Raw genomic sequence first — 24,105 nt, forward strand, 5'->3', positions numbered from 1 at the left:
AGGTGGTGGATTAACTGCCCATAAATGTCCAATTGGTGAAGGCTAATAATCGGTGGGGATGAACAAAACCCCACTGATTAAAGTTTCACTTTATCCTTGTAATTCTTTTTTGATGTTCTCTGTTAATGTAGCCATACGTTTGCGGCTTTCTTCACGCTCACGTTTATTTTGCTCTTCAATTTGTTGTGTTTCTTGCATACCTCTTGAAATAATGTTCCAAGTTTCCTCAAGTGTTTCCATCTTAATACTAGAAGAACCTGATAATCTCGCTACTTCTACACTTTGCGTTGCGATATTTTGTGCATTTTTCTTAAGTAATTCATTTGTACGGCGATCCAGTTCAGCCATAGAATCTGCAACAAGCTTTTGGCGCTTGGCATTTACCGCTTGAATGATACCATTTTTAAAGATAGGAATCGTTGTAATAAATGCTGTATTGATTTTACCAATTAATTTATTATTACCACGTTGAATCATACGAATTTGTGGTGCTGTAAGTAACGCAACCATACGTGCTTTTTCTAAATCGTCAATACGCTGTTCTAAAATTTCAACAGAGTTTTTAAGCGACTCTAATTCAATGCCTGCTAATTGATCATTATTACGTACACGCTCTTCATACATCGGAACTAACTCTGTATTTAAACGCTCTAATAACATTTCTCCTGCTACTACGTACTTCTCTAAGTCTAAATAATATTTTAAGTTTTGCTCATACAAGCCATCTAACGTACCAATTGATTTTTTCATCTCATCTTGGTACTTCGTAATTTCCACATAAACTTTATCAATTTCGCGGCCCATCGTTTGATATTTACTAAAGATGTGTTCTATCATTTTATCCGCTTTTTTGAACATACGTGAGAAGAAACCACTTTTTTCTTCCGCAAAGTCTTTACTGTCAAATCGGTCCATAATTTTACCAAGCTGTTTTAATAATTCACCAGAATCTTCTATCTTTGATAATGACATTGTATGTAAAATTTGATCAGCAAAACGTGAAATTTCCATAGAAGGTTCTTTTCCAAGTTCAATTAATTCTAATTGATCTTTAATATCTACCGCATTATAAATACGTTGTACATCCGCATCTTGTCTAAGTTGTAAGCGAACATCTTGTGCTGTTTGTTCATTTAATTCTGTTTTCGGATCTAGTACGACTGGGTTATTCATATGGTATTCTCCCTTTCCTTATAAAAATGGACGAAATAGTCCTTTTATTGTTTGTGATAAATTTTTATAGGCTGATGAACCATGAAACTCAAGATCGAAATTAACCTCTTCAAGCCAATGTGAATCAAATGCCCCCGCTTCAATATACGGTTCAATATCGTTTCTTCCCGTTGGATTGAAATGGAATACATCTACTCCAATTTGATTCAAAAATAGTAATAAAACAGCGTCAGAACGAGTTAATTCTCCGCTCTTCTCATTATTAAATATAACAATTTTCGGTACATCTTGTGAATAATCAAATTTCTCAAGCTGTTCTAAAATATTCGGTGGTATTTGAGAAAGTTGTGCGAAAACATATAGCGCTACATCTTGTTTCGTCTCTTTCGCAATTGGTTTGCACATTTCACTTTCGCACGTATGGATAATCGCCTCTGCAATCCCATGCTGTAAACCTTCCGGTAAACGCTTATGCGGCCACCAATGGCTATTCATAATTAGATCAGGATGCAATTTTCCAGCTCGGTCCAATGCATCTCGATAATGATATTGGAAGTTTGCTTTTTGCTCTTTCGTAAACGGGAATGTATTAATTAATAAACTGTTATCAAATGATGTAACAGCCTTTAATCGTTGAAAATATTCTTTATCATTCTTTGAAACGCCTGATATTTTCGCAAATAAAGAAGGAATATAAATATGTTTATTTTCAACAAAGAATGTTGGGCGTACAAATGCCTTTTCTTTCGTAATTAAAAAGAGTTCATCATATGTCGTTTTTAACGTACGAGCTACAGGCGTATAGGAACGGAATTGCCACGGCTTGTACAGCAGTGAATTATCGTGGTGAAGTACTTGTTCAATTTCTTTCGAAGCTTGATACGCTACTGTTGCAACACGCTCACGGCGACGATCAGGGAATGGTTCAAGCGAAATGCGACTTGAATGAGATACAACAAAAGTTCTTCCCTCTTCATCAATATTTTCAAATCCATCTTTTCCTTCTGGGTGATAATAAAGCACATCACAACCGAGCATAATAAGAAAGTATAAGAAATATATACGGCTTTCCTGTGCATCACCGTACCAAATGATACGCGGCATTTGTTTCTTATAATTAATCGTAGAGAACCACTTCGCTACGTAATTTTCGCTTAGTTTAATTATGTCGATTAAGAAACGACGGAAGCCTTCTGTCTTTAACGACTGATTATGTTGCTTCTCATATAATTTCAATAGTGAAATAAACGTCGTATGTATGTAATGCTGTAAATCAGGATTGTCTACTTTCGGTAAAAGTTGTTTCCCAGATAAGTGTGCAACTAGCCTATTTACTGTCAGACCATTTGGTGCTTCTTGATGTAATCCGAACACTTCTTGAATATGACGAAGCTTTTCCGAATCAATCACTTTGTTTAAATTTTGTTCGTGTAAAACTTCGATTCCTTTCGCTTCACTATAATCAAACAGTTCATTAAAATATTCATCTACATCATTAGGAACGCCAAGGATTCGACATGCTATATAACTAAATTTCATCTCATTCTCTGTCAGCTCATATTGTGGGCGTTTTTCTAAAAGCGTTTCAAATTGCTTTAAATCTGATTCATCTTTTAATGCATATGGTTGAAGTGTAAAACGTGAAAACACAACAGTTCACCTCCAAAAACATTTACGTTTTTTCTAAGTCCTTCTTCTATTATAAACTATTTTTGGTTATAAAAAATGGGCGCTCGCAAAACGAGCAAACCCATTTCAATTATTTATTGTCTTCTTTAGTAGCTGCAACTTCTTCTCTAGCTTGTCCAGAATTCTTCATGTAGTGAAGTATAAATGTTGCTCCAAATGCTACAACTAAAATAATAAAGAATAGTGTATGACTAATCTCAATCTCGATTAAAGACAGTAACATTTTTGCTGCAATAATTAAGATTAAAATGTATGCTGTCGTTTCAAGCTCTGGAATACGCTCTAACAATTTTAAGAATACACCAGCAATACCACGCATCATTAAAATACCTAGCATTCCGCCTAATAGTAAAATCCAAACTTCATTAGATACACCAAATGCAGCAAGTACGCTATCTACAGAGAATGCGATATCCATTAATTCAACCATTGCAACTGTTCCCCAGAAGACACCAAACATTCTAAAGAGAATACTATTTTGATTCATACCGTGAGCTTCGTCTTCTTCACTTGCACCTTTACGCTTATCAATAAAGTATTTTACTGATAACCAAGCAAGGTAAAGTGCACCAAGAAGTTTTACCCACCATAATTTAATTAAGAACATTCCGATTCCAATCGCAATAAAGCGGAACACATAAGCTCCAATAAGTCCATAGAATAATGCTTTTTTACGTTTTTCTTCCGGAAGATGTTTTACCATTACCGCTAACACAAGTGCGTTATCAGCAGATAATAATCCTTCAAGTACAACAAGTGTACCAATTAATCCCCAAGATACTGGATCCTGCAACACTTTAATCCACATGTCCAAGTCGAAAAACTGAGCATACGTATCAAGGATTCCTTGCAAAATACTCATCTTACCTTTATCCCCTATTCTTTGCTAGATTTATAGAAAGGTCAAAAAAAGGAAACGAATATCGTTTCCTTTCTATGCATCCAAGCCATACGCTCTTACAAGCGCACCTAAACCACCTTGGAATCCACTTCCTACTGCATTAAACTTCCACTGTCCATTATGACGGTATAATTCACAAAAGACAACTGCTGTTTCGATGGAGAAATCTTCCCCTAAATCAAAACGAAGAACTTCTTCACTCGTTTCTTCATTCGCTAAACGAACAAACGCATTTCCTACTTGCCCAAAGTTTTGACTACGGCCTTCTGCATCATAAATCGTAACTGTAATAGCAATTCTGTGCACATCTGCTGGAACTTTCTTCAAATCCACAACAAGTTGCTCATCGTCACCTTCACCTTCACCTGTACGGTTATCTCCTGTATGTAAAACAGATCCACAAGGAGACTGTAAATTATTATAGAAGATAAAATCAGTTTCCTTCGTACATTTTCCGTTTGCATCTAATAAAAAGGCAGATGCATCTAAATCGAAATCGGCTCCGCCGTCATAAGATTTAATATCCCATCCAAGACCAATTACTGCTTTTGTTAAACCAGGGCTTGTCTTACCTAAATCGATTTTCTGGCCTTTTTGTAATTGAATAACCATCTATATTCACCTCTATATTTTTATCTTTAAAAATATATCCATCAGTAAACATACATTTCACCGATGGATATATAAATCAAATCTATTACTCTACATCTAAACCAAAGTTATTACATAGAGACGCTAATCCACCTTGGAATCCACTTCCGATTGCATTGAATTTCCAATCACCTGCATGACGATATAATTCACCTACTACTACGGCTGTTTCAATAGAGAAATCTTCTCCTAAATCGTAACGAATTAATTCTGCATTCTTTTCTTCATCAAGAATACGTACGAAAGAATTAGAAACTTGTCCGAAGTTTTGGCTACGGCCTTCTCCATCATAAATTGTAATTGTGAAACAAATACGTTCGATGTGAGCAGGAACATTTTTCAAATCTACTTTAATCGCTTCGTCATCGCCTTCACCTTCACCAGTGCGGTTATCTCCTAAATGCTCTACAGCACCATTCGCACCTTTTGGATTATTATAGAAAACGAAATCTTCAGCTCCTGAAACTTTACCATTCGCGCCTACTAAGAAAATACTAACATCTAAGTCAAAATCGTTTTGTCCGTCATAACGATTCGTGTCCCAACCAAGTCCTACAAGAACTTTCGAAAGACCTGGATTCGTTTTTGTTAAGTCTACCTTTTGTCCCTTTTTCAATGAAATTGATGCCATATACAATTCCTCCTCGGTTATTTTATTGATAACGTGATACAATCTCACTTAAGTTTTTATCTTGCGTGCCTTCTCCAACTGCTGAAAACTTCCATTCACTTCCGTGACGATACATTTCACCTGCAATTAGAGTTGTTTTGCCAGCATAATTATCCGATAAATTATAGCGTGCTAATTCTTCACCAGTTTGCGGGTTTTGAATACGAATATATGCATTACGAATCATCCCGAAATCTTGACGACGATTTACACAGTCATAAATATTTACAACGAATACTAAACGATTAATACGGCTTGGAACTTTATGTAATTCTACGAAAATTGTTTCGTCATCACCAGCGCCTTCACCTGTTAAATTATCTCCTGAATGAATAATACTACCACAAGTAGAAAGTTTATTTCCGAAGTAAACTAAATCATTTTTGTTTAAAAAACGATCTCCTTCTAACATAACAACAGATGCATCACAATCTACATTTGGTTTACTTCCAAATAATGAAGACAGAAATCCACCTGATTGCCCAATTGGATCCCAGCCTAAGCCAACCTGTAGTTTTGCTACTTTTGGTTGTCCTTTCGTTAAATCGATCTTTTGACCTTTTTCTAAAATAATAGGCATGAAGTTTCTCCCTTTCTACAAAGCATTTTCCGAATCGGAAAATATTGTATTCTTCTCTTATATTGTAGCATTATTTACCTAGCGATAAAAAGGATAAATTCTCAGTTATATGAAAACATTCATATAATTTACTTATGATGATGTAAGAAGTGGTAAATAGCACCAATCATTCCTGCACAATTACCGTTTTGCGCAAGTTCAATCTCACAATTATTATAAATCTCTTGATTTAAGTATTTACTGACCTCTTCTTTTACTTCTTTTAAAAACTCATTTCCTCTATCGGTAATTCCTCCACCAATAATAATCGTTTCTGGATTAAAAATATAAGCAAGATTACTAATTCCGATTGCCAAATGTTTAAAGAAAATCCCAACTGCTTGAGCAACTTCCCTATCTCCTTTATCATACAACTCGAAAATTCTTTTCCCATTCCACTTGCCTTTGCCTTTATATTTGCTTACAAGTCGAATTAATCCTGAAATCGAAGCAACCTCTTCAAACGTTTTTTCTTCTATTAACATATTCCCCCATTCACCAGCACTAAATGAATGTCCTCGGTACAATTTTCCATCTATAAAAATTGCTCCCCCAATCCCTGTTCCAAGGGTGAGCATAATAAAGTTATCTTTCTCTCTTCCACTACCATTCCACTTTTCTCCAAACGCTGCACAATTCACATCATTGTCAATCGATACTGGAACTTTTAATATCTCTTGCAATCTATCAATAATAGGAATAGTACTATATCCCGGAATATGATCCGCACCTCCCGTCACAATTCCTTTATTAATATCAACAATTCCCGCAGTGCTAATACCGATTCCGGCAATAGTATGTTCATTCATTATTTTTTTGGATACATATATAAGTTTTTGAATAATTTGTTCTCCGCCTAAATGAATTTCTGTTGCAACTGTTTGACGCTTTAATACTCTCCCTATTTCTGAAACAATACCATACTTAATTTGCGTACCGCCAATATCAAACGCTATATACTCTTTCATCTGCTGCCACTTCCTCTACCGTTATGAATGTAAACTCTCCCCCTCTACTATTTGTAGGAAATCTACATTAACTCTTTTCTGCTTTGACAAATACACCACCTTTTTCTATATATAGTTTTTTTTGCATAAAACTCTTTTTCCTAAGAAATATTACAAAGGGATGTATTTTAGATGGAACATTAATCTCTTAGGAGGAAAACCATGACGAAAATCTTCATTTTAGCATCAACACTCTCTTTATCTTTTTTTAGCGGTTTAAATATCGGTAATGCTGCAACTGAAAACTTCCAACCATTAACAAACGCTATTGTACAAAATAGCGATCATTTTGCAGAAGGAAACTCAAAGGATAATAATATACCTCCAGGAAATAACGGTTCTCAGGACGATACTGGTTCTGGTGACAATGGTTCTGGCGGTAACGGTTCTGGTGGCAGTGGCTCTGGTGGCAATGGTTCCGGCGGTAACGGTTCTGGTGGTAGTGGCTCTGACGGCAGCGGTTCCGGTGGCAATGGTTCTGGTGGCAACGGCTCTGGCGGTAACGGTTCTGGTGACAACGGTTCTGGCGGTAATGGTTCTGGCGGCAATGGCTCTGGTGGCAATGGTTCCGGTGACAACGGTTCTGGCGGCAATGGCTCTAGTGGCAATGGTTCTGGCGGCAATGGCTCTAGTGGCAATGGTTCTGGCGGTAACGGTTCTGGCGGCAGCGGTTCCGGTGGCAATGGTTCTGGTGGCAACGGTTCTGGCGGCAGTGGCTCTGGTGACAACGGTTCTGGCGGTAATGGTTCCGGCGGTAACGGTTCTGGTGGCAATGGTTCTGGCGGTAACGGTTCTGGCGGCAATGGCTCTAGTGGCAATGGTTCTGGCGGTAACGGTTCTGGCGGCAATGGCTCTGGTGGCAATGGTTCTGGCGGTAACGGTTCTGGTGGTAACGGTTCTGGCGGCAATGGCTCTCAAGGCGGCAATCGTGTTAAAGGTGATAGCAGTTCTCAAGGGGGTAATGGCTCTCAAGGTGGCAATCGTGTTAAAGGCGATAGCAATTCTCAGGAGGGCAACGGTTCTCAAGGGGGTAATGTAAAAGATAATACGAAAAAACAAGGTGATAAATTACCTAATACTGCAACGCATTACCCTATATCTATTTTAATGGGGCTTTCAACATTCCTAATTGGTATGTTACTGTTTATTCGTCGTAAAAACGTAAAATAAAAACAACATCCTTCCATCTAAAAAGTACATGAAATACTGTATAAAACTAAAAAGGACTTTGGATTACATTTTATTATGCAGCCCAAAGTCCTTTTATCACCTATCAGAAAAAGTATTAATACGCTTTTCCCCAATACACCATTTGTTTAGCTTCTTTACCACAACAAATACATTCTTCAGCTAAATGCTCTTGCTCAAAAGGCATACAACGTGAAGATACGCCAACTTCTTCTTTTAGTTTTTCTTCACAAGCTAATTCCCCGCACCACATTGCCTTAATAAAGCCTTGCTTTTCATCAGCTATTTTTTTCATCTCTTCGAAATTTGTCGCAACATACGTATTCTCATCGCGAAATGCTTTTGCTTTATTAAATAAAGCAATATGAATTTCTTCAAGTAATGCTGGAATACGTTCTTCTAATTGATCCATTGGTACAAACTCTTTTTCCTTCGTATCTCTTCTTACAAGTACAACTTGATTCTTTTCAATATCTTTAGGGCCAACTTCTAATCGAATTGGAATCCCCTTCATTTCATACTCATTAAATTTCCAGCCTGGTGTTTTATTACTAGCATCTATTTTTACTCGTGCAACCTTTTGAATATGTGCTTGTAACTCTGTTGCTTTTGCTAAAACTCCTTCTTTATGCTGAGCAATTGGTACAATAACAACTTGCACTGGAGCGACTTTTGGTGGCATTACAAGTCCATTATTATCACTATGAACCATTATTAGCCCGCCTATCATTCTTGTTGATACACCCCAAGATGTTTGGTGCACATATTGCCACTTACCGTTACGATCTAAAAACTTAATATCAAATGCTTCTGAGAAATTCGTCCCAAAGTTATGAGAGGTTCCTGTTTGAAGTGCTTTTCCATCATGCATTAAACTTTCAATTGTATAAGTTGCCTTTGCTCCAGCAAACTTCTCTTTTTCTGTTTTTTGTCCTTTAATAACTGGTATTGCTAAATAATCCTCACAGAAAGAAGCATATAAGTTTAAAATATTTAATGTTTCAGCCTGCGATTCTTCTGCCGTTTCATGGATTGTATGACCCTCTTGCCATAAAAATTCAGTCGTACGAAGGAACGGCCTAGTTGTCTTCTCCCAACGAACTACTGAACCCCACTGATTATATAACTTTGGCAAATCATTATAGGATTGCACAATTTTTGAAAAGTGCTCACAGAATAAAGTTTCAGATGTAGGACGTACACAAAGTCTTTCCGCTAACTTTTCATCTCCACCATGCGTAACCCATGCTACTTCAGGAGCAAATCCTTCAACATGATCCTTCTCTTTTTGCAATAAACTCTCTGGGATAAACATTGGCATATATACATTTTCATGGCCAGTTTCTTTTAACTTCTCATCCATCACCTTCTGCATATTCTCCCATAAGGCATAACCATACGGACGTAAAATCATGCATCCTTTTACACTTGAATAATCAACAAGTTCGGCTTTTTTTACAATATCGGTATACCACTGCGCAAAGTCCTCTTCCATCTTCGTAATGGCTTGCACTTGTTCTTTTGCCATAGTCAGTCTTCCTCCTTCTAGAAAATACAAAAAAGCCCGCGTCCCTAAATAGGGACCGAGCTTTGTCGGCGTTACCACCCTGATTCATGCACAAAAATTGCGCATGCTCTCTTTTTGATAACGGGAAATTCCCGCTGCATATGCAGAACTCAAAGGCAGGTTCCATATTGCCTTTTTAAGAATCTTTCAGCCTGACGGATTCTCTCTCTGCTAAAAAGGTTGAACATGTACTAGTCCTTTTTCATCGTTATAACGAAATAAATTTGTTGATTATCATAATACAAATTCTTTTTTAAAACAATAGCTAATTTTCTTATTTTTATATATTCTTTTCATTTTTTGCAGTTTTATACGTAGCTTTTCCGCGTAATTTTCACAAGTTGATGTGCAATCATACCGATAAGTGTACCAAGTAGAACGAAGAAACCAATAAATCCATATCCCATTCCTTCCCACCCACCAATAACAATCATTGTAACGGGAAAGGACGCTAAGCAAAGAAGTATTAAACTAAGTGCAAATATAATATCGAACTGTTTGTCTGGAAACCGTTTCTTTAGTAAATATGAAATAGCAAATACAAGGATAATCGTGATTCCGCCAATGATGTAAAAGATACCAAATCCATCTAACCAATCCATAGTGTTTCCTCCTTCCATAGATTCCCTTATACTTAATTATATGTTTAATTTTTCTGAAAATAAATAATAAATTTTCACATAAAAATATATTGTAACTACTCAGCTTCTTCAAATAAAAAAACAGGCCAAATACATGTTTCCGATTCGAAAACATGAAAAGAAAATACTCCAATCAGAGAAAGAATCTATGCCAAATAGAGAAATTCTCTTATGAAGTCGTGTTATTCCAAGGAACCGTTCTAGTTTCTATGACTTGGTTTATCGCTTGTAAGACCGATTGTTTTTGTTTTTTCATGGTACTCATAAAGCTTCGTATCTGACAAAAAGATTCTGCGCCTTTCTTACTTCGGAAAGTCCCAGACACTTTCTGTTTTACTTTCGTCATCCGAATATCCCGTTCTGCTTGATTGTTATCAAATGGAATGGCTGGATGTTCTAAAAACGCTAGAATTCTGTCAGAATACTTGACGAAGCGATTCCATAAATTTTGAGAAGGCGTCTGCTTTCCTTTCTTCTTTTGTTTCGTGGAAAGAATCTGTTGTTCTTTCAATATGGATTGATACATAATAAACAGATTCTTTTGCGTCGCTTTTGGCATGGTACCTTCGGATTGCTTTTTCATCGTCAACGCTTGCGTTAGAAATTTCTGCATCTGTTGTGCCCATTGTTCTCCAGTACTATCTATAATTCCTTGTAAATCTCGTAAGAGATGGGCATTACATAAAACGTGACGACAATCTGTATACGCATCATACGATTTCCAACCATCATGCATCGCAATTCCAGAAAAAGATGGCAAGATTTCTCCAGCATCCATTGCTTCTTTTCCACGTTTTTGATGAATATGTTGCAATGTCACCTCCGGTGTACTGGCAGTATGTAACCATTGTGTTTTGTTTTCTACACGCATACCAGTTTCATCAAAATGGACAACAGGAGACTGCAGAATCTTTTCCTTTACTTCTTTTATGAATGGCTGCAATTGAGAAGCGAAAGCCTGTGTATGATTTACCAGGGTTCCTTCGCTTATAGAATGTCCAAAACAATCCTGAAAGAATTCTTTTGTTCGCTTCAAAGAAATGCATTGATAATGCGTTAAATAGGGAATCAGTCTTTTTATATTTGGACCATATTGAACAGGACGAGATACTGTCGAAGGAAATTGGGCTTCTTGGATAGAATGGCAATGTGGGCATTCTTTCTGTTCTACTTTATGTTCTGTCACTTCGATCTGAATAGGTGGTAAGTCATACACTTGGCGAATGCGATACCCTTTTACAGGCTCGTGGTTCAAGGAAGTATGACAACAAGTACAATATGTAGGAGAATGTGTAATCGTATGATCTGGAGTCGCTGTCAAACCAAGAGTATGTCCCTTGTGGCCCAACTGGCCACCCGTTTGACGATGAGACGGTTTGCGCAAACTTTTTGTAACGGGCTTACCCAAACCATCTGTAGAAGGTGGCTTATGACTATTTTTGGAGTTTTTTTTTGAAGCATTTTCTAGTTCTTGTATACGTTTTTCTAACTTAGAAAATGTTTCTTCAAATAAAGAAATAACAGCTTCAGGTCCTTTTTTATATGTATCTAAAATAATTTTTCGATCGACCATAAGATTCACCTCCCCTGTTTGATATACTCAGTATTTACAAATGGGAGGCATATGAAACTAGTAAAATTTAAAAAAGACACCGAAAGGTGGCTGAGTAGTTACAATATATTTTTATTACTAGGTATTAATAGTAATATATAAGAATAGGTTTTATATAATCAGGAGGGAACTTTATGGATAAAGCATTAACAAACCATGTCATTATTTTATCATTCGACTGTTTATCAGCTTTAGATTTTCCTATACTACAAAAACTACCTCATTTCGAATCTCTAATAAAAAAGGGCACGGTTGTCGAAAAAGTAGAACCAATTTATCCTTCTGTAACATATCCAAGCCACTCAACAATCGTAACCGGTAATTACCCAAACAAGCACGGTGTTGTTAGCAATACGTTACTTCAACCAGGGCGTGAATCACCTGATTGGCATTGGTACCGAAAATCAATAAAAGGAACAACATTGTATGATGAAGCGCGCAAAGCAAATTTAACGACAGCTGCCCTTCTATGGCCTGTTACTGGAAGAGCGAACATCGATTACAATTTACCAGAAATTTTTCCAAATAGACCTTGGCAAAATCAAGTGTTAGTTTCCTTATTTAGCGGTAGCCCACTATACCAATTAGATTTAAATCGTCGTTTCGGCCATATAAGAAATGGTTTATCACAACCAGAGCTGGATGATTTCGTCCTCGCCTCTGCTGTGCATACAATCCAGACGAAAAAGCCTAATATCATGTTCGTACATTTCACCGATCTAGACACACAAAGACACTATCACGGCTTTGAATCTAACGAAACAATAGCTGCTATCCAGAGACACGACGAACGTCTAGGGAAAATTATTCAAGCACTAAAAGAAAGTGACTTATACGAAGAAAGTACAATTATTGCCCTTGGTGATCATAGCGCTTTAAGTGAAAACAAATCCATACAATTAAATGTGCTATTCCATCAAAGAGGACTTATATCTTTTAATAAAAAAAGAAAATTAGTAGACTGGAAAGCCTATTGCCAAAGTTGCGACGGCTCTGCCTATGTATATGTAAAGGACAAAAATGATACGGATACAATTCGGGAGGTACAACTACTCCTTGAAGAGCTACTTCAAAATAAACAAAACGGAATTGAATTTATACTTCATGACGAAGCTGCGAAAGACTGCGGTGCAGACGGTAATTGTTTATTCATGTTAGAAGCACGAGAAGGGTATTATTTCACTGAAAACTATACAGGAGATTTTATAAAAGAAATTACCGAAAAAGATGTTACGCCTAGTAAAAAATATACATTTGGTACGCATGGATACTCTCCAACAAAACCTAACTATGAAACAATTTTTATCGCTGCTGGGAAAGGAATAAAAAGTGGCGTTACCGTCCCGTATATGAGACTTATTGATGAAGGTCCAACTATCGCTAGACTACTCGGTTTACACTTAGGTGAAACAGACGGAGCAATTGTAGAGGATTTACTCCAATTGTAAAGAACAGTGTATATATGTAAAAGTTATGTAAAATTCATCACTGTTTCTCTTTTTATAATTTTTATTTTTGTACACTGTTAGTAAAACAAATTTAAGGGGGAACATTATATGAAAAAAATGTCCAGACAAGAAAAAAGCTGGATATTATACGATTGGGCGAACTCTGTATACTCGCTCGTCATTACAACTGCATTATTTCCAATTTACTTTAAAGCAGCTGCAAAAGAAGCTGGACTATCTGGGGCAACTTCAACAGCATATTGGGGATATGCAAACTCATTCGCAACACTTTTAATTTCTATACTTGCTCCTATTCTTGGCACAGTTGCTGATTATAAAGGATTTAAAAAACGTTTTTTCACATTCTTCTTTGGACTCGGTATCGTATTTACAAGTATGTTAGCAGTCGTTCCAACCTCTCAGTGGTACTTATTGCTAGGGTGCTATATGCTCGCCTTAATCGGCTTTGCTGGAGCAAACATTTTCTATGATGCATTTTTAGTAGACGTCACTTCTGAAGATAGAATGGACCGAATTTCTACAAGAGGATTTGCATTAGGTTATATCGGGAGTACAATTCCTTTTATCGGTTGTATCGCTCTTATTATTCTTTCCCAAAAAGGAACTATTCCCTTATCGGTCGGCATTGCTAGTCAAATTTCCTTTGCAATAACAGCTCTTTGGTGGGGATTATTTACAATTCCAATGCTAAAAAACGTAGAGCAAACACACTATATTGAGCGTCATCCAAGACCTATTAGAATGAGCTTCAAACGTCTTGCTGATACTTTTAAAAATATTAAAGAATATAAAACTGTATTTATGTTTCTAATCGCTTACTTTTTCTATATTGACGGAGTCGACACAATTATTACTATGTCTACCGCTTACGGAACCGATCTCGGTATTAGTGCAACGAATCTATTAATCATATTATTTGTAACACAAATTGTCGCTTGTCCATTTGCTTTACTATACGGAAAATTATCTGAAACATTTACTGGTAAAAAAATGTTATATGTCGGTATCATTATTTATATCATTATTTGCACATATGCTTATTTTTTAAAAACGACACTTGATTTTTGGATTTTAGCAATGTTAGTTGCTACATCTCAAGGTGGTATTCAAGCACTAAGTCGTTCATACTTTGCAAAACTAGTACCTAAAGAATCTGCTAATGAATTCTTCGGATTTTATAATATATTTGGCAAGTTTGCCGCAATTATGGGTCCGGTATTAGTCGGTGTTACAACCCAATTAACAGGAAAAACAAACGCTGGTGTTCTTAGTATTATTGTTCTGTTTATTATCGGAGGATTTTTACTAACTAGAGTTCCAGAAAATAATACATCCGTTACACCACCTAGTCCAAAGACTAAAACGCTATAAGAAAAGATCCTCTTCTCATAAGAAGAGGATCTTTTTTATTTTTAAAGGTCCGACTTATAATGAACGACTCTACTGCTTGTACAAAAATAATTTATCAACAGTTGTTCCTAATACTTCAGCTAAACGGAATGCTAACGCTAAACTTGGATCATATTTATTATTCTCAATTGCATTTATCGTTTGTCTAGAAACCTTACATTTATCAGCTAATGCGCCTTGTGAAATATTATTTTCAGTGCGTAATTCATAGATTTGATTTTTCACACCATTGCTCCTAACCTGTAAAATCGTTTTTACAACATCAGTATATAATTGGCTCATATAGTTGTCAAAAGTTCCTCAAAGAAAAAGGGAGCAATATTGCTCCCTTACAATAGTTATTTCGAAGCTAACGAATTTGTTAGTGCCTCTTTATTAGCAACATCTTCTTTTTTTATTTGCATACGTAGAACTGGCCCTATCGCTAATAAAATAAGTGCCATTGCTATACAAAACACAGTAACTAGTGAAGTTAGTTCCTTTAATCCTCCAGCTAGTGAAGTTCCAATTAGCATTGCCCCCATAAACAGTGGTAAAATCGTCCCATTTACTCTTCCAACCATATTTTCTGGTACAAGTTGAATCATAAGCGTACCGACAACAATATTAACACAAGCTAAACAAATACCTGTTCCAAACCTCATGAAACTAGTAATCCAAAATGATGTAGATAGCCCTTCTACTAAAAATGACATTGCTAATATGCCCATACCGAATACAAACATTTTTTTCGGATTCACTTTTGAAGCGAAAATTGCAGCAACAATACCACCAATTAACATACCTATTCCATCAGCTGCAGCTAAATATTGAACTGCTTCCTTTTCCATTCCAAGGCGTTCTATTACAAGAAACACCTCTAATGGAGTTGTTAATCCAACAGCTAAGCCTATAATGGTGAAAGTGATCGTAATCATACGTAAATTTTTCGTATGAAGAACATACTTCCAACCTTCTATTATATCATTTTTTAATGAATCTCTCGCCACTTGCTCTTTTTCAACCCATTTTGGTAAAAATGAAAGGGCGATAGCAGATAACAAAAATAAAATGATTAAGCTATATAGTGACGTAAATAAACCAAGTTGTGTATACACAAGCGATCCTACCACTGGTCCAAAAATCAGAAATAATGACTGTAATGTTTGGTTAAATGCAATCGCATTTGCTATCTCTTCTTCTTTTACATAGCGCTTAAATATACGCGAAGATGAGGGCTGAGAAAACTGACCTACAATCGCGGAAATGAGTGTCGCAAAAAATATAGCCTGCCAATAATCCAGCTTTAACAACAGGACAATTCCTATAATAGACAGTACACTCAACACATCTCCAGCGACCATTGTTCTTTTCGGATTCCAGCGATCAGCTAGCGCACCACCGATAAACGAGAAAATAAAAATAGGTGCATACTCCATGACAGATAATAGAGACACTGAAACTGGATCATTATTTGTCCGCTCCATTATGAAATATAAAAGAGCCATATTTCTGATCCAAATTGCAAATTGTTGTAAAATATCAGATGCCATAACGAGCATAAATGCTCGGTTTTTAAATAAAGCGTTCATTTTCATTCCCCTTTCACAAACCGACCGTTCAGTCTAATTTATTTTGTAAGAAAAGCAACTGACCTATTATTCAGCTGCCATTCCTTTTAACAATACATCTATTGCCTTTTTATAAATACGCTTCAACTCTTTATAATCTAGCTCGTAGTAAAGTACTCCAAGCCCTGATAATAATCCATTCACAATATACATAAGATCACGAGTATTATCTTCACGGAACTCTCCAGACTGTATACCTGCTTCAATTAATTTCTCAAACATAACATATGATTCTCTAGTTAAAGCTAATAGTTCCTCCAAAATCTCTTTACTTACAACTTGACTCATAGAGAATTCCTCTATGGCATTTGAAATTGGTTGCTGTATGTCCTCTACATGATATTCCGCGAGACCATATAGTTTTTCAGTACTAGTGCTATACAACTTCTCTTTTTCATTCCATTTTTCAAGCCAATCATACGTATGCTGTTTCACTACAAATAAAAATAATTCTTCTTTACTTTTAAAGTGATAATAAATACTTCCTTTACTTCGCTCTGTAATTTCACAAATCTCTTCCATAGATGTAGCTGCATAGCCCTTCTGTGAAAATAGACTTTCTGCTTTGTATGCAATTTCTTTCTTTATCTCTTCTGCGCTTCTTCTCATATTCACACCTCTTTAAACCGACCGTTCAGTCTAATAATAACAAATCAAAAACCTCTATCGCAAGAGGCTATATTCCTTGTTTAAGAAAACGTACTTTCAAACCAAGTTCGAATCATATGTATTGTTCCAAATTTAAATGCTAATTTAACAAGAAATACGCCTCCCGCAGCTAATAAAAATAACACTACTTTCCCCTTATTTTTCACTTTCGGTTCCCTTTTCATTTCCATTCCCCTTAGTATGTTAAAAATATTAATCAAACGTTTGTTTAACTGTGTTTATGTATATGTAAGCCGACTAATCAAACGTTTGTTTAAAAAGAAATACGCCTATATAAGGCGCATTTTCATCGTAACTACTCAGCCACCTTTCGGTGTCTTTTTTAAATTTTACTAGTTTCATATGCCTCCCATTTGTAAATACTGAGTATATCAAACAGGGGAGGTGAATCTTATGGTCGATCGAAAAATTATTTTAGATACATATAAAAAAGGACCTGAAGCTGTTATTTCTTTATTTGAAGAAACATTTTCTAAGTTAGAAAAACGTATACAAGAACTAGAAAATGCTTCAAAAAAAAACTCCAAAAATAGTCATAAGCCACCTTCTACAGATGGTTTGGGTAAGCCCGTTACAAAAAGTTTGCGCAAACCGTCTCATCGTCAAACGGGTGGCCAGTTGGGCCACAAGGGACATACTCTTGGTTTGACAGCGACTCCAGATCATACGATTACACATTCTCCTACATATTGTACTTGTTGTCATACTTCCTTGAACCACGAGCCTGTAAAAGGGTATCGCATTCGCCAAGTGTATGACTTACCACCTATTCAGATCGAAGTGACAGAACATAAAGTAGAACAGAAAGAATGCCCACATTGCCATTCTATCCAAGAAGCCCAATTTCCTTCGACAGTATCTCGTCCTGTTCAATATGGTCCAAATATAAAAAGACTGATTCCCTATTTAACGCATTATCAATGCATTTCTTTGAAGCGAACAAAAGAATTCTTTCAGGATTGTTTTGGACATTCTATAAGCGAAGGAACCCTGGTAAATCATACACAGGCTTTCGCTTCTCAATTGCAGCCATTCATAAAAGAAGTAAAGGAAAAGATTCTGCAGTCTCCTGTTGTCCATTTTGATGAAACTGGTATGCGTGTAGAAAACAAAACACAATGGTTACATACTGCCAGTACACCGGAGGTGACATTGCAACATATTCATCAAAAACGTGGAAAAGAAGCAATGGATGCTGGAGAAATCTTGCCATCTTTTTCTGGAATTGCGATGCATGATGGTTGGAAATCGTATGATGCGTATACAGATTGTCGTCACGTTTTATGTAATGCCCATCTCTTACGAGATTTACAAGGAATTATAGATAGTACTGGAGAACAATGGGCACAACAGATGCAGAAATTTCTAACGCAAGCGTTGACGATGAAAAAGCAATCCGAAGGTACCATGCCAAAAGCGACGCAAAAGAATCTGTTTATTATGTATCAATCCATATTGAAAGAACAACAGATTCTTTCCACGAAACAAAAGAAGAAAGGAAAGCAGACGCCTTCTCAAAATTTATGGAATCGCTTCGTCAAGTATTCTGACAGAATTCTAGCGTTTTTAGAACATCCAGCCATTCCATTTGATAACAATCAAGCAGAACGGGATATTCGGATGACGAAAGTAAAACAGAAAGTGTCTGGGACTTTCCGAAGTAAGAAAGGCGCAGAATCTTTTTGTCAGATACGAAGCTTTATGAGTACCATGAAAAAACAAAAACAATCGGTCTTACAAGCGATAAACCAAGTCATAGAAACTAGAACGGTTCCTTGGAATAACACGACTTCATAAGAGAATTTCTCTATTTGGCATAGATTCTTTCTCTGATTGGAGTATTTTCTTTTCATGTTTTCGAATCGGAAACATGTATTTGGCCTGTTTTTTTATTTGAAGAAGCTGAGTAGTTACCAATCGTACAAGAACTTGAAGTTCTCGTTTCTCATTTCAAAACAAACGCTTAAAGTGAAAATGACACGAACTCAAAGGTATAGGAAAGCAAGTTTTACAGTCTCTCTTTTTTCACTTTAAAATATCTCTTTCTATCTCTCATTCCGTCTGCTATAATTCCTAAAGGAAATAAGAAAGCTTTATTCCAACTGGAGTAAAGCTTTCTTTCAATTTTTTACATTTATTAATTCTAATACTAAGATTTCACAAAGGAGGCTTTTTATCATATGAATTTTGTAAGTATCAGAAAAAAACTTATGTTCATGATGGGAACGATTTGCGCTTTATTTGGTATCGCCTTAGCATTTATTTTATTTTTTGCTATCGACCAATCTCGTAAAGCTGAAACATTACAAAAAGAAATTTCTCCACTGGCAACAGAATTGAAAGAGCGTGGAGACGCTTATCAAGTACAGCTCTCTGCTTTAAGAGGTTATTTACTACAACATGATCAAGTCGAATTAGACAAGTTTAATGAGATGAGTAAACGTCTTGAGGATTCAAAAGATAAACTTCTTTCTAATCCAAATGTTTCTTCGTCCGTGAAAAGCACAATGGAATTAGGGTCTACTTGGAGAAAGTTCGTTGAAGAAAAAGTATTTACTCTTGCAAAAGAACAAAAATGGGAAGAAGCTTTACAAGTAGCTTCTTCAGAAAATGGCACTGTCTATAAAGTAATTGGTGATTTCACAAATTACAGTAATGAACAAGCTAAATTACGTGAACAATCTATTGAAAAAATTGATCAATCTTCACTAGGAATTGAATATGCAGTATTTCTATCACTTGTTATTTGTATTGTCGTTGCAATTATTCTTGCATGGTGGTTCTCTGGTAAACTTGTGAAACCAATTCAACAAATTGACACGAAACTAAAAGAATTAGCCTCTCAAGAAGGTGACTTAACAGCACGTCTACAAGTAAATAGCAACGATGAAATCGGTGCCATCGCAGCATCATTTAATAAAATGTTAGAAAACCTACAACATATTATTAATCGTGTTCAAAAAACATCAGTGGAAGTACAAACCGCTTCTGAAAATATGCTAGAAAAAACGAATACATCACGTGAGGCGACATTAAGAGTCCAAAGCTCGATGTCCAACTTAAATGCAAGTATTCAATCACAAACTTCTAGTATGGAAGAAAGTTCAACTGCAATGGATGATATGGCAGTAAGTGTTCAGCGCATTGCTGAATCTGCTTCATCTGTAGCGGAACTTGCTGTTGCCACATCTGAACATGCTAGCGATGGAAGTACCGTTATCCAAAAATCTGTTTCACAAATGACAACGATACACGAAGCTGTAAATGCTACGTCAGAAGTGGTTGAACGTCTAATCACTCATACGAAATATATTGATACTGCTGTACAATCTATTTCTAATATTGCTGAGCAAACAAACTTACTTGCTTTAAATGCTTCTATTGAGGCAGCTCGTGCTGGCGAGCAAGGAAAAGGATTTGCTGTCGTAGCTGACGAAGTTCGAAAACTTGCTGAACAATCTAAAACAGCTGCAACAGACATTAATCAATTACTACATCAAATTCAAAATGATACAGAAACTGCTAGCTCTATGATGTCTCAAGGCCGTTCTGAAGCATTTGAAGGCATTAATGTTATTCGTGAAGCTGGTACTTCTTTCTCAACAATTGTAGAACAAGTAAATAAAGTATCTACTCAAATGCAAGATATATCAGCAACTGCTGAAGAAATGGCTGCAAGTGCTGAAGAAATGAACGCTTCACTTAATAACATCGCTTCTATCTCTACTGAAGTATCGAGCGAAACTGCCGCAACGGCACAATCTGCTGAAAAAAAAGTTATCGTTATGAATGAAATGGCAGTAACTGCTGGAAAAATGAAACAAACAGTTGAAGAGTTAGATCAACTCGTATCTCATTTTAAAACAGAATAGATGTTCAAAAAATATCCCTTCTTTGAAAGAGGGATATTTTTTTGAGCTCATTTCCTGCACATTATGCTCATTTCCGTTATAATGAGAATCGATATCATTAAAGTGTAGGAGGGGCTGCTTATGTCACAAGAAGCATTTGAAAATAAATTACTTGCCAATTTAGAGGCTGTTATTGACCCTGAACTAGGTGTTGATATCGTTAATCTTGGATTAGTTTATGATGTTACAGCAGATGAAAATAATAATGCTGTCATTACGATGACTATGACTTCTATCGGTTGTCCAATGGCTGGGCAAATCGTATCAGACGTTAAAAAAGTATTATCAACAAACGTACCTGAAGTTAATGAAATAGAAGTAAATGTCGTTTGGAATCCACCGTGGTCGAAAGAACGTATGTCACGTATGGCGAAAATCGCATTAGGCATTCGCGACTAAATAAAGTGGAAATTTCATCATTTGCGGATAGCGGGATAAAGAAAAGACCTGACTAGGATGTCAGGTCTTTTCTCTTATTATTTTACACCTACTGCATCATAAGCTTTCGTTACAGCTTGTACAGCTTTAGAGTTTTTACCATATAAATCTTCAGCTGACTGAAGAGCAGCTTGACGCATCATTTTGAAGTCAGAGTTTGCAGTTAAATATTTCGTAAGAGCACGGTAGTAAATTTTTTCTGTCGCTTCACGGCCCACTCCAGTTACTTTCACGCCGTAATGATCTCCGCCTTCAGATACTAAATATGCAGCTTTATTGTTAATACTGCTGTTAATATGAACACCGCCATTATCAGCTGTTCCAGTATAACGTTTACTATAGTGATCTGGGTAACCTTCACTTGGTTTTAATGGATTTGGAATAGACGCTGGGTCTTTAAGAGAGCGAAGTGCATCACCAGGTTTATCAGGTGTATAAATATCAGCACCTAAATCCCAGCTCTTCTTCTCAACCATAACACCCATAATATCAGATAACGATTCATTTAACGCCCCTGACTCATTTTTGTAAACAAGGTTTGCTGTATGTTCAGTTACAGCATGCGTTAATTCGTGACCGATAACATCAAGTCCAGCAGATAATGGAATGAATGTTTTTCCATCGCCATCACCATACATCATTTGCACACCATTCCAAGCTGCGTTATTCCAGCTCTCCCCTACGTGAACAGTTGAAATAAGCTTCGCACCTTTATCATCGAAAGAGTTACGATTAAATGTCTTTTTGTAGTAATCATATACTTTTCCTGCATTTACATGCGCATCAACTGCAGCTTTATCTTCGAAGAACTTAGATTTACTTTCAACTTCTTCTCCTGTATATCCAAGCCATTGTGAGAATAAATTAAACCAGTTCTCGTCCATATTTTCTGCATCAAATGTATGAACACCTTGTCCTCGTTTACCATCAAACAAGTTGAATTGTCCTGTTTTCGTATCTTGAGCAATTTCAAATGATTGTCTAGCACCTAATACTCCGTAACCAAATCCAGTAATGTTATCTACAGCGTTATATTTCTCAATAACATTTCCATTCGTTGCATCAACAAAATAATGCCAATACCCTGGAGCTGGTTTTGAAATCGATGCCTTAACTAAGTATGCAAGGTAGTAATTACCGTTTTTTTCATATACAAATAAATCTTTTTTCACACCATCATAACTCTTTACTTTACCAATTTCTTTCTCAATATCTGCCTTTGCAATTGTTTCTGCTTGTTCCGCAGTAATGCTTGCAGCTGCAGGAATATTTTTATCATCTAAATTCGGAATAACTTGTCCGAAGAATGCTTTTACATTATTCTCTTTATCAAGTGTAACAGTTTGATCAGAACCGTACACAGGAATGTTATTATGTTTCTCAACTAGCTTCACATGTGTCGTATCAGATTCAGCGTCTTTTTCTTCCCCAACGATATTAAAATGCTTTTCAATATTTCCTGCTAATTTAAACATATCTTTCTTACTCTCTAAGTATTGAAAGACTGTCTCTTTTTTATCTAGTCCTTCCGGTGCTTTCCATTCTTCACCTATGTATGCAGGTGTTTTAAATTCTTGATGATATTGAATTTTTTGTTCTTCCGCTTTCGTTGTCGTTGCCCCAAACGCTCCAAATCCCCCGGCGATAACAGTTAACGCTAATGCTGATGAAATGACTTGCTTTTTCACTATAACATTCCCCATTCCCATAAAGATTTTTGACACTTTTATACAATTCTTATTTTCCCAGCCGATACCTCTACCAAAAATTTGAGAAACATTTTTCAGACAATTCCAATCAAAAAAAGAGGACATCTATCGGATGTCCTCTTTTCTATAAACCTTTTATTGTTTTTTCAATTCAATTGCTAAATAGTGTGATTGCTCTTTCGCTTGAATGTGAATATCTTCTTCTACAGATTCTGCTGCATCCCGCATAACAAACGTTTCACCATTTATTACACTGCTTCCTTCAATTTGTACAAGGTACAATTGACGGCCTTCTTTCACTGGAAAATGAATTTCTTTTCCAGCCTCTAATGATAAAGAATATAAATTCGCATCTTGGTGAATTTGAATTGGTGCATTTCCTTCTACTGAAGATACCATATGGAACCATTCATCTTCACGCTTGCTCCAATCAAATTTAAACTCACCATAGTTTGGTTTATGATCTGCGCGGTCTGGTAAAATCCAAATTTGTAATAAACGCAGCGTTTCATCGCCTAAATTATGCTCGCTATGAAATACACCCGTGCCAGCACTCATATATTGAACATGTCCACGCTCAATTGTTCCGCGATTTCCCATGCTGTCTTCATGTGTTAAAGCACCATCTACAACGTAAGAAATAATCTCCATATCACGGTGCGGATGCATATCAAAACCAGTTTGCGCCGCTACTAGATCATCATTAATAACACGTAACGCTCCGAAGTTCATGTTATTTGGATTGTAGTAATTGGCAAAAGAAAAATGAAAATGTGTATTTAACCAACCATGATTTGCTCTGCCCATATTTTTATGATCAACTTTTCTAAACATATCCTTCACCTCATACTATCTCGAATTCGAGATTTATTTTAAAATTTTTTCTTACTGTAACTTTTTTAATAGTGTTAATAACTGCTTTTGTTCCTCTATATTTAAATTATGAAACTTCTCTGCTTGGAACGTTTCTTGAGGTGGGACGATTTCCTCATATAAAGCTCTTCCCTTTTCTGTTAAAGAAATATATTTCGTAGTACCCTCTTGTTCACGCAAAATCCACTCAAGCTGCTCCATTTTATGTAACTACTCAGCTTCTTCAAATAAAAAAACAGGCCAAATACATGTTTCCGATTCGAAAACATGAAAAGAAAATACTCCAATCAGAGAAAGA

22 protein-coding genes, 1 pseudogene and 1 other annotated feature are annotated in these 24,105 nt (G+C 36.2%); of the genes and pseudogenes, 6 read left to right on the forward strand and 17 right to left on the reverse strand.

Annotated features, from left to right (window positions below; all coding sequences use genetic code 11):
* Positions 1-90: 90 nt before the first annotated feature.
* The 7 genes from MHH55_RS19645 to MHH55_RS19675 all read right to left on the reverse strand — a co-directional run bounded on the left by MHH55_RS19645 (position 91) and on the right by MHH55_RS19675 (position 6,671).
* Positions 91-1,173 (reverse strand): toxic anion resistance protein, encoded by a 1,083-nt coding sequence (locus MHH55_RS19645; protein WP_078186846.1) that lies wholly within the window; start codon positions 1,171-1,173, stop codon positions 91-93.
* 18 nt (positions 1,174-1,191) lie between these two features.
* Positions 1,192-2,823 carry a YceG family protein gene (locus tag MHH55_RS19650; RefSeq protein WP_000492859.1) on the reverse strand — a complete coding sequence of 544 codons (1,632 nt, stop codon included), beginning with the start codon at positions 2,821-2,823 and terminating at the stop codon, positions 1,192-1,194.
* Positions 2,824-2,932: 109 nt separating this feature from the next.
* Positions 2,933-3,724: a TerC family protein gene (locus MHH55_RS19655; RefSeq protein WP_000025704.1), complete on the reverse strand. Its 792-nt coding sequence runs from the start codon at positions 3,722-3,724 to the stop codon at positions 2,933-2,935.
* Positions 3,725-3,796: 72 nt separating this feature from the next.
* On the reverse strand, positions 3,797-4,375 hold the full coding sequence (locus MHH55_RS19660) for a TerD family protein (RefSeq protein ID WP_000236643.1): 579 nt from the start codon (positions 4,373-4,375) through the stop codon (positions 3,797-3,799).
* Positions 4,376-4,460: 85 nt separating this feature from the next.
* On the reverse strand, positions 4,461-5,045 hold the full coding sequence (locus tag MHH55_RS19665; protein WP_000146726.1) for a TerD family protein: 585 nt from the start codon (positions 5,043-5,045) through the stop codon (positions 4,461-4,463).
* A gap of 22 nt (positions 5,046-5,067) precedes the next feature.
* The gene (locus MHH55_RS19670; RefSeq protein WP_001121586.1) at positions 5,068-5,664 is read right to left on the reverse strand and encodes a TerD family protein; all 597 of its coding nucleotides are present in this window, start codon (positions 5,662-5,664) and stop codon (positions 5,068-5,070) included.
* A 128-nt stretch (positions 5,665-5,792) separates the two neighbouring features.
* A complete protein-coding gene (locus tag MHH55_RS19675) occupies positions 5,793-6,671 on the reverse strand; it encodes an ROK family protein (RefSeq protein ID WP_000666116.1) in 879 nt (292 codons plus the stop codon).
* A 201-nt stretch (positions 6,672-6,872) separates the two neighbouring features.
* On the opposite strand from MHH55_RS19675, the gene MHH55_RS19680 reads away from it, so the two are divergent.
* Positions 6,873-7,880 carry an LPXTG cell wall anchor domain-containing protein gene (locus tag MHH55_RS19680; RefSeq protein WP_340881069.1) on the forward strand — a complete coding sequence of 336 codons (1,008 nt, stop codon included), beginning with the start codon at positions 6,873-6,875 and terminating at the stop codon, positions 7,878-7,880.
* A 115-nt stretch (positions 7,881-7,995) separates the two neighbouring features.
* Here MHH55_RS19680 and proS read toward each other — a convergent pair whose 3' ends face one another.
* The 3 genes from proS to tnpC (MHH55_RS19695) form a co-directional block, all read right to left on the reverse strand.
* Positions 7,996-9,426 (reverse strand): proline--tRNA ligase, encoded by a 1,431-nt coding sequence (gene proS, locus MHH55_RS19685; protein ID WP_078186848.1) that lies wholly within the window; start codon positions 9,424-9,426, stop codon positions 7,996-7,998.
* 47 nt (positions 9,427-9,473) lie between these two features.
* Positions 9,474-9,680: a binding site (T-box leader), on the reverse strand.
* Positions 9,681-9,773: 93 nt separating this feature from the next.
* Complete coding sequence (locus MHH55_RS19690) at positions 9,774-10,067, reverse strand: YesK-like family protein (protein WP_000383850.1); 294 nt, start codon at positions 10,065-10,067, stop codon at positions 9,774-9,776.
* A 208-nt stretch (positions 10,068-10,275) separates the two neighbouring features.
* Positions 10,276-11,679: an IS66 family transposase gene (gene tnpC / locus MHH55_RS19695; RefSeq protein WP_100910632.1), complete on the reverse strand. Its 1,404-nt coding sequence runs from the start codon at positions 11,677-11,679 to the stop codon at positions 10,276-10,278.
* A gap of 173 nt (positions 11,680-11,852) precedes the next feature.
* Here tnpC (MHH55_RS19695) and MHH55_RS19700 point away from each other — a divergent pair, with 173 nt between their 5' ends.
* Both MHH55_RS19700 and MHH55_RS19705 read left to right on the forward strand, forming a co-directional pair.
* A complete protein-coding gene (locus tag MHH55_RS19700; protein WP_078187959.1) occupies positions 11,853-13,166 on the forward strand; it encodes an alkaline phosphatase family protein in 1,314 nt (437 codons plus the stop codon).
* 108 nt (positions 13,167-13,274) lie between these two features.
* On the forward strand, positions 13,275-14,558 hold the full coding sequence (locus tag MHH55_RS19705; RefSeq protein WP_000738812.1) for an MFS transporter: 1,284 nt from the start codon (positions 13,275-13,277) through the stop codon (positions 14,556-14,558).
* Between the two features lie 69 nt (positions 14,559-14,627).
* Here MHH55_RS19705 and MHH55_RS19710 read toward each other — a convergent pair whose 3' ends face one another.
* The 4 genes from MHH55_RS19710 to MHH55_RS19725 all read right to left on the reverse strand — a co-directional run bounded on the left by MHH55_RS19710 (position 14,628) and on the right by MHH55_RS19725 (position 17,040).
* Positions 14,628-14,879, reverse strand: coding sequence for a helix-turn-helix transcriptional regulator (locus MHH55_RS19710; protein ID WP_002023181.1), 252 nt, complete (start codon positions 14,877-14,879; stop codon positions 14,628-14,630).
* Positions 14,880-14,935: 56 nt separating this feature from the next.
* Positions 14,936-16,168: an MFS transporter gene (locus MHH55_RS19715; RefSeq protein WP_075676623.1), complete on the reverse strand. Its 1,233-nt coding sequence runs from the start codon at positions 16,166-16,168 to the stop codon at positions 14,936-14,938.
* 66 nt (positions 16,169-16,234) lie between these two features.
* Positions 16,235-16,816 (reverse strand): TetR/AcrR family transcriptional regulator, encoded by a 582-nt coding sequence (locus MHH55_RS19720; protein ID WP_001254439.1) that lies wholly within the window; start codon positions 16,814-16,816, stop codon positions 16,235-16,237.
* Between the two features lie 80 nt (positions 16,817-16,896).
* The gene (locus MHH55_RS19725; RefSeq protein ID WP_000817981.1) at positions 16,897-17,040 is read right to left on the reverse strand and encodes a hypothetical protein; all 144 of its coding nucleotides are present in this window, start codon (positions 17,038-17,040) and stop codon (positions 16,897-16,899) included.
* A gap of 229 nt (positions 17,041-17,269) precedes the next feature.
* Here MHH55_RS19725 and tnpC (MHH55_RS19730) point away from each other — a divergent pair, with 229 nt between their 5' ends.
* The 3 genes from tnpC (MHH55_RS19730) to MHH55_RS19740 all read left to right on the forward strand — a co-directional run bounded on the left by tnpC (MHH55_RS19730) (position 17,270) and on the right by MHH55_RS19740 (position 21,186).
* Complete coding sequence (tnpC, locus tag MHH55_RS19730) at positions 17,270-18,673, forward strand: IS66 family transposase (RefSeq protein WP_100910632.1); 1,404 nt, start codon at positions 17,270-17,272, stop codon at positions 18,671-18,673.
* Between the two features lie 383 nt (positions 18,674-19,056).
* Complete coding sequence (locus tag MHH55_RS19735; protein WP_001012202.1) at positions 19,057-20,748, forward strand: methyl-accepting chemotaxis protein; 1,692 nt, start codon at positions 19,057-19,059, stop codon at positions 20,746-20,748.
* Between the two features lie 120 nt (positions 20,749-20,868).
* Entirely contained in the window at positions 20,869-21,186 is a 318-nt protein-coding gene (locus MHH55_RS19740; protein ID WP_000076422.1) for a metal-sulfur cluster assembly factor, read from the forward strand.
* Positions 21,187-21,263: 77 nt separating this feature from the next.
* Here MHH55_RS19740 and MHH55_RS19745 read toward each other — a convergent pair whose 3' ends face one another.
* From MHH55_RS19745 to MHH55_RS19755, 3 genes and pseudogenes are all read right to left on the reverse strand, one after another.
* Positions 21,264-22,913 (reverse strand): M4 family metallopeptidase, encoded by a 1,650-nt coding sequence (locus MHH55_RS19745; RefSeq protein WP_033666654.1) that lies wholly within the window; start codon positions 22,911-22,913, stop codon positions 21,264-21,266.
* 156 nt (positions 22,914-23,069) lie between these two features.
* Positions 23,070-23,768 (reverse strand): pirin family protein, encoded by a 699-nt coding sequence (locus tag MHH55_RS19750; protein ID WP_000488927.1) that lies wholly within the window; start codon positions 23,766-23,768, stop codon positions 23,070-23,072.
* A gap of 51 nt (positions 23,769-23,819) precedes the next feature.
* Positions 23,820-24,017 (reverse strand): annotated as a pseudogene (locus MHH55_RS19755) (MarR family transcriptional regulator); the annotation flags it as partial.
* Positions 24,018-24,105 lie beyond the last annotated feature (88 nt).

The organism is Bacillus sp. FSL K6-2944, from assembly GCF_038005385.1.
Lineage (GTDB): Bacteria > Bacillota > Bacilli > Bacillales > Bacillaceae_G > Bacillus_A > Bacillus_A cereus.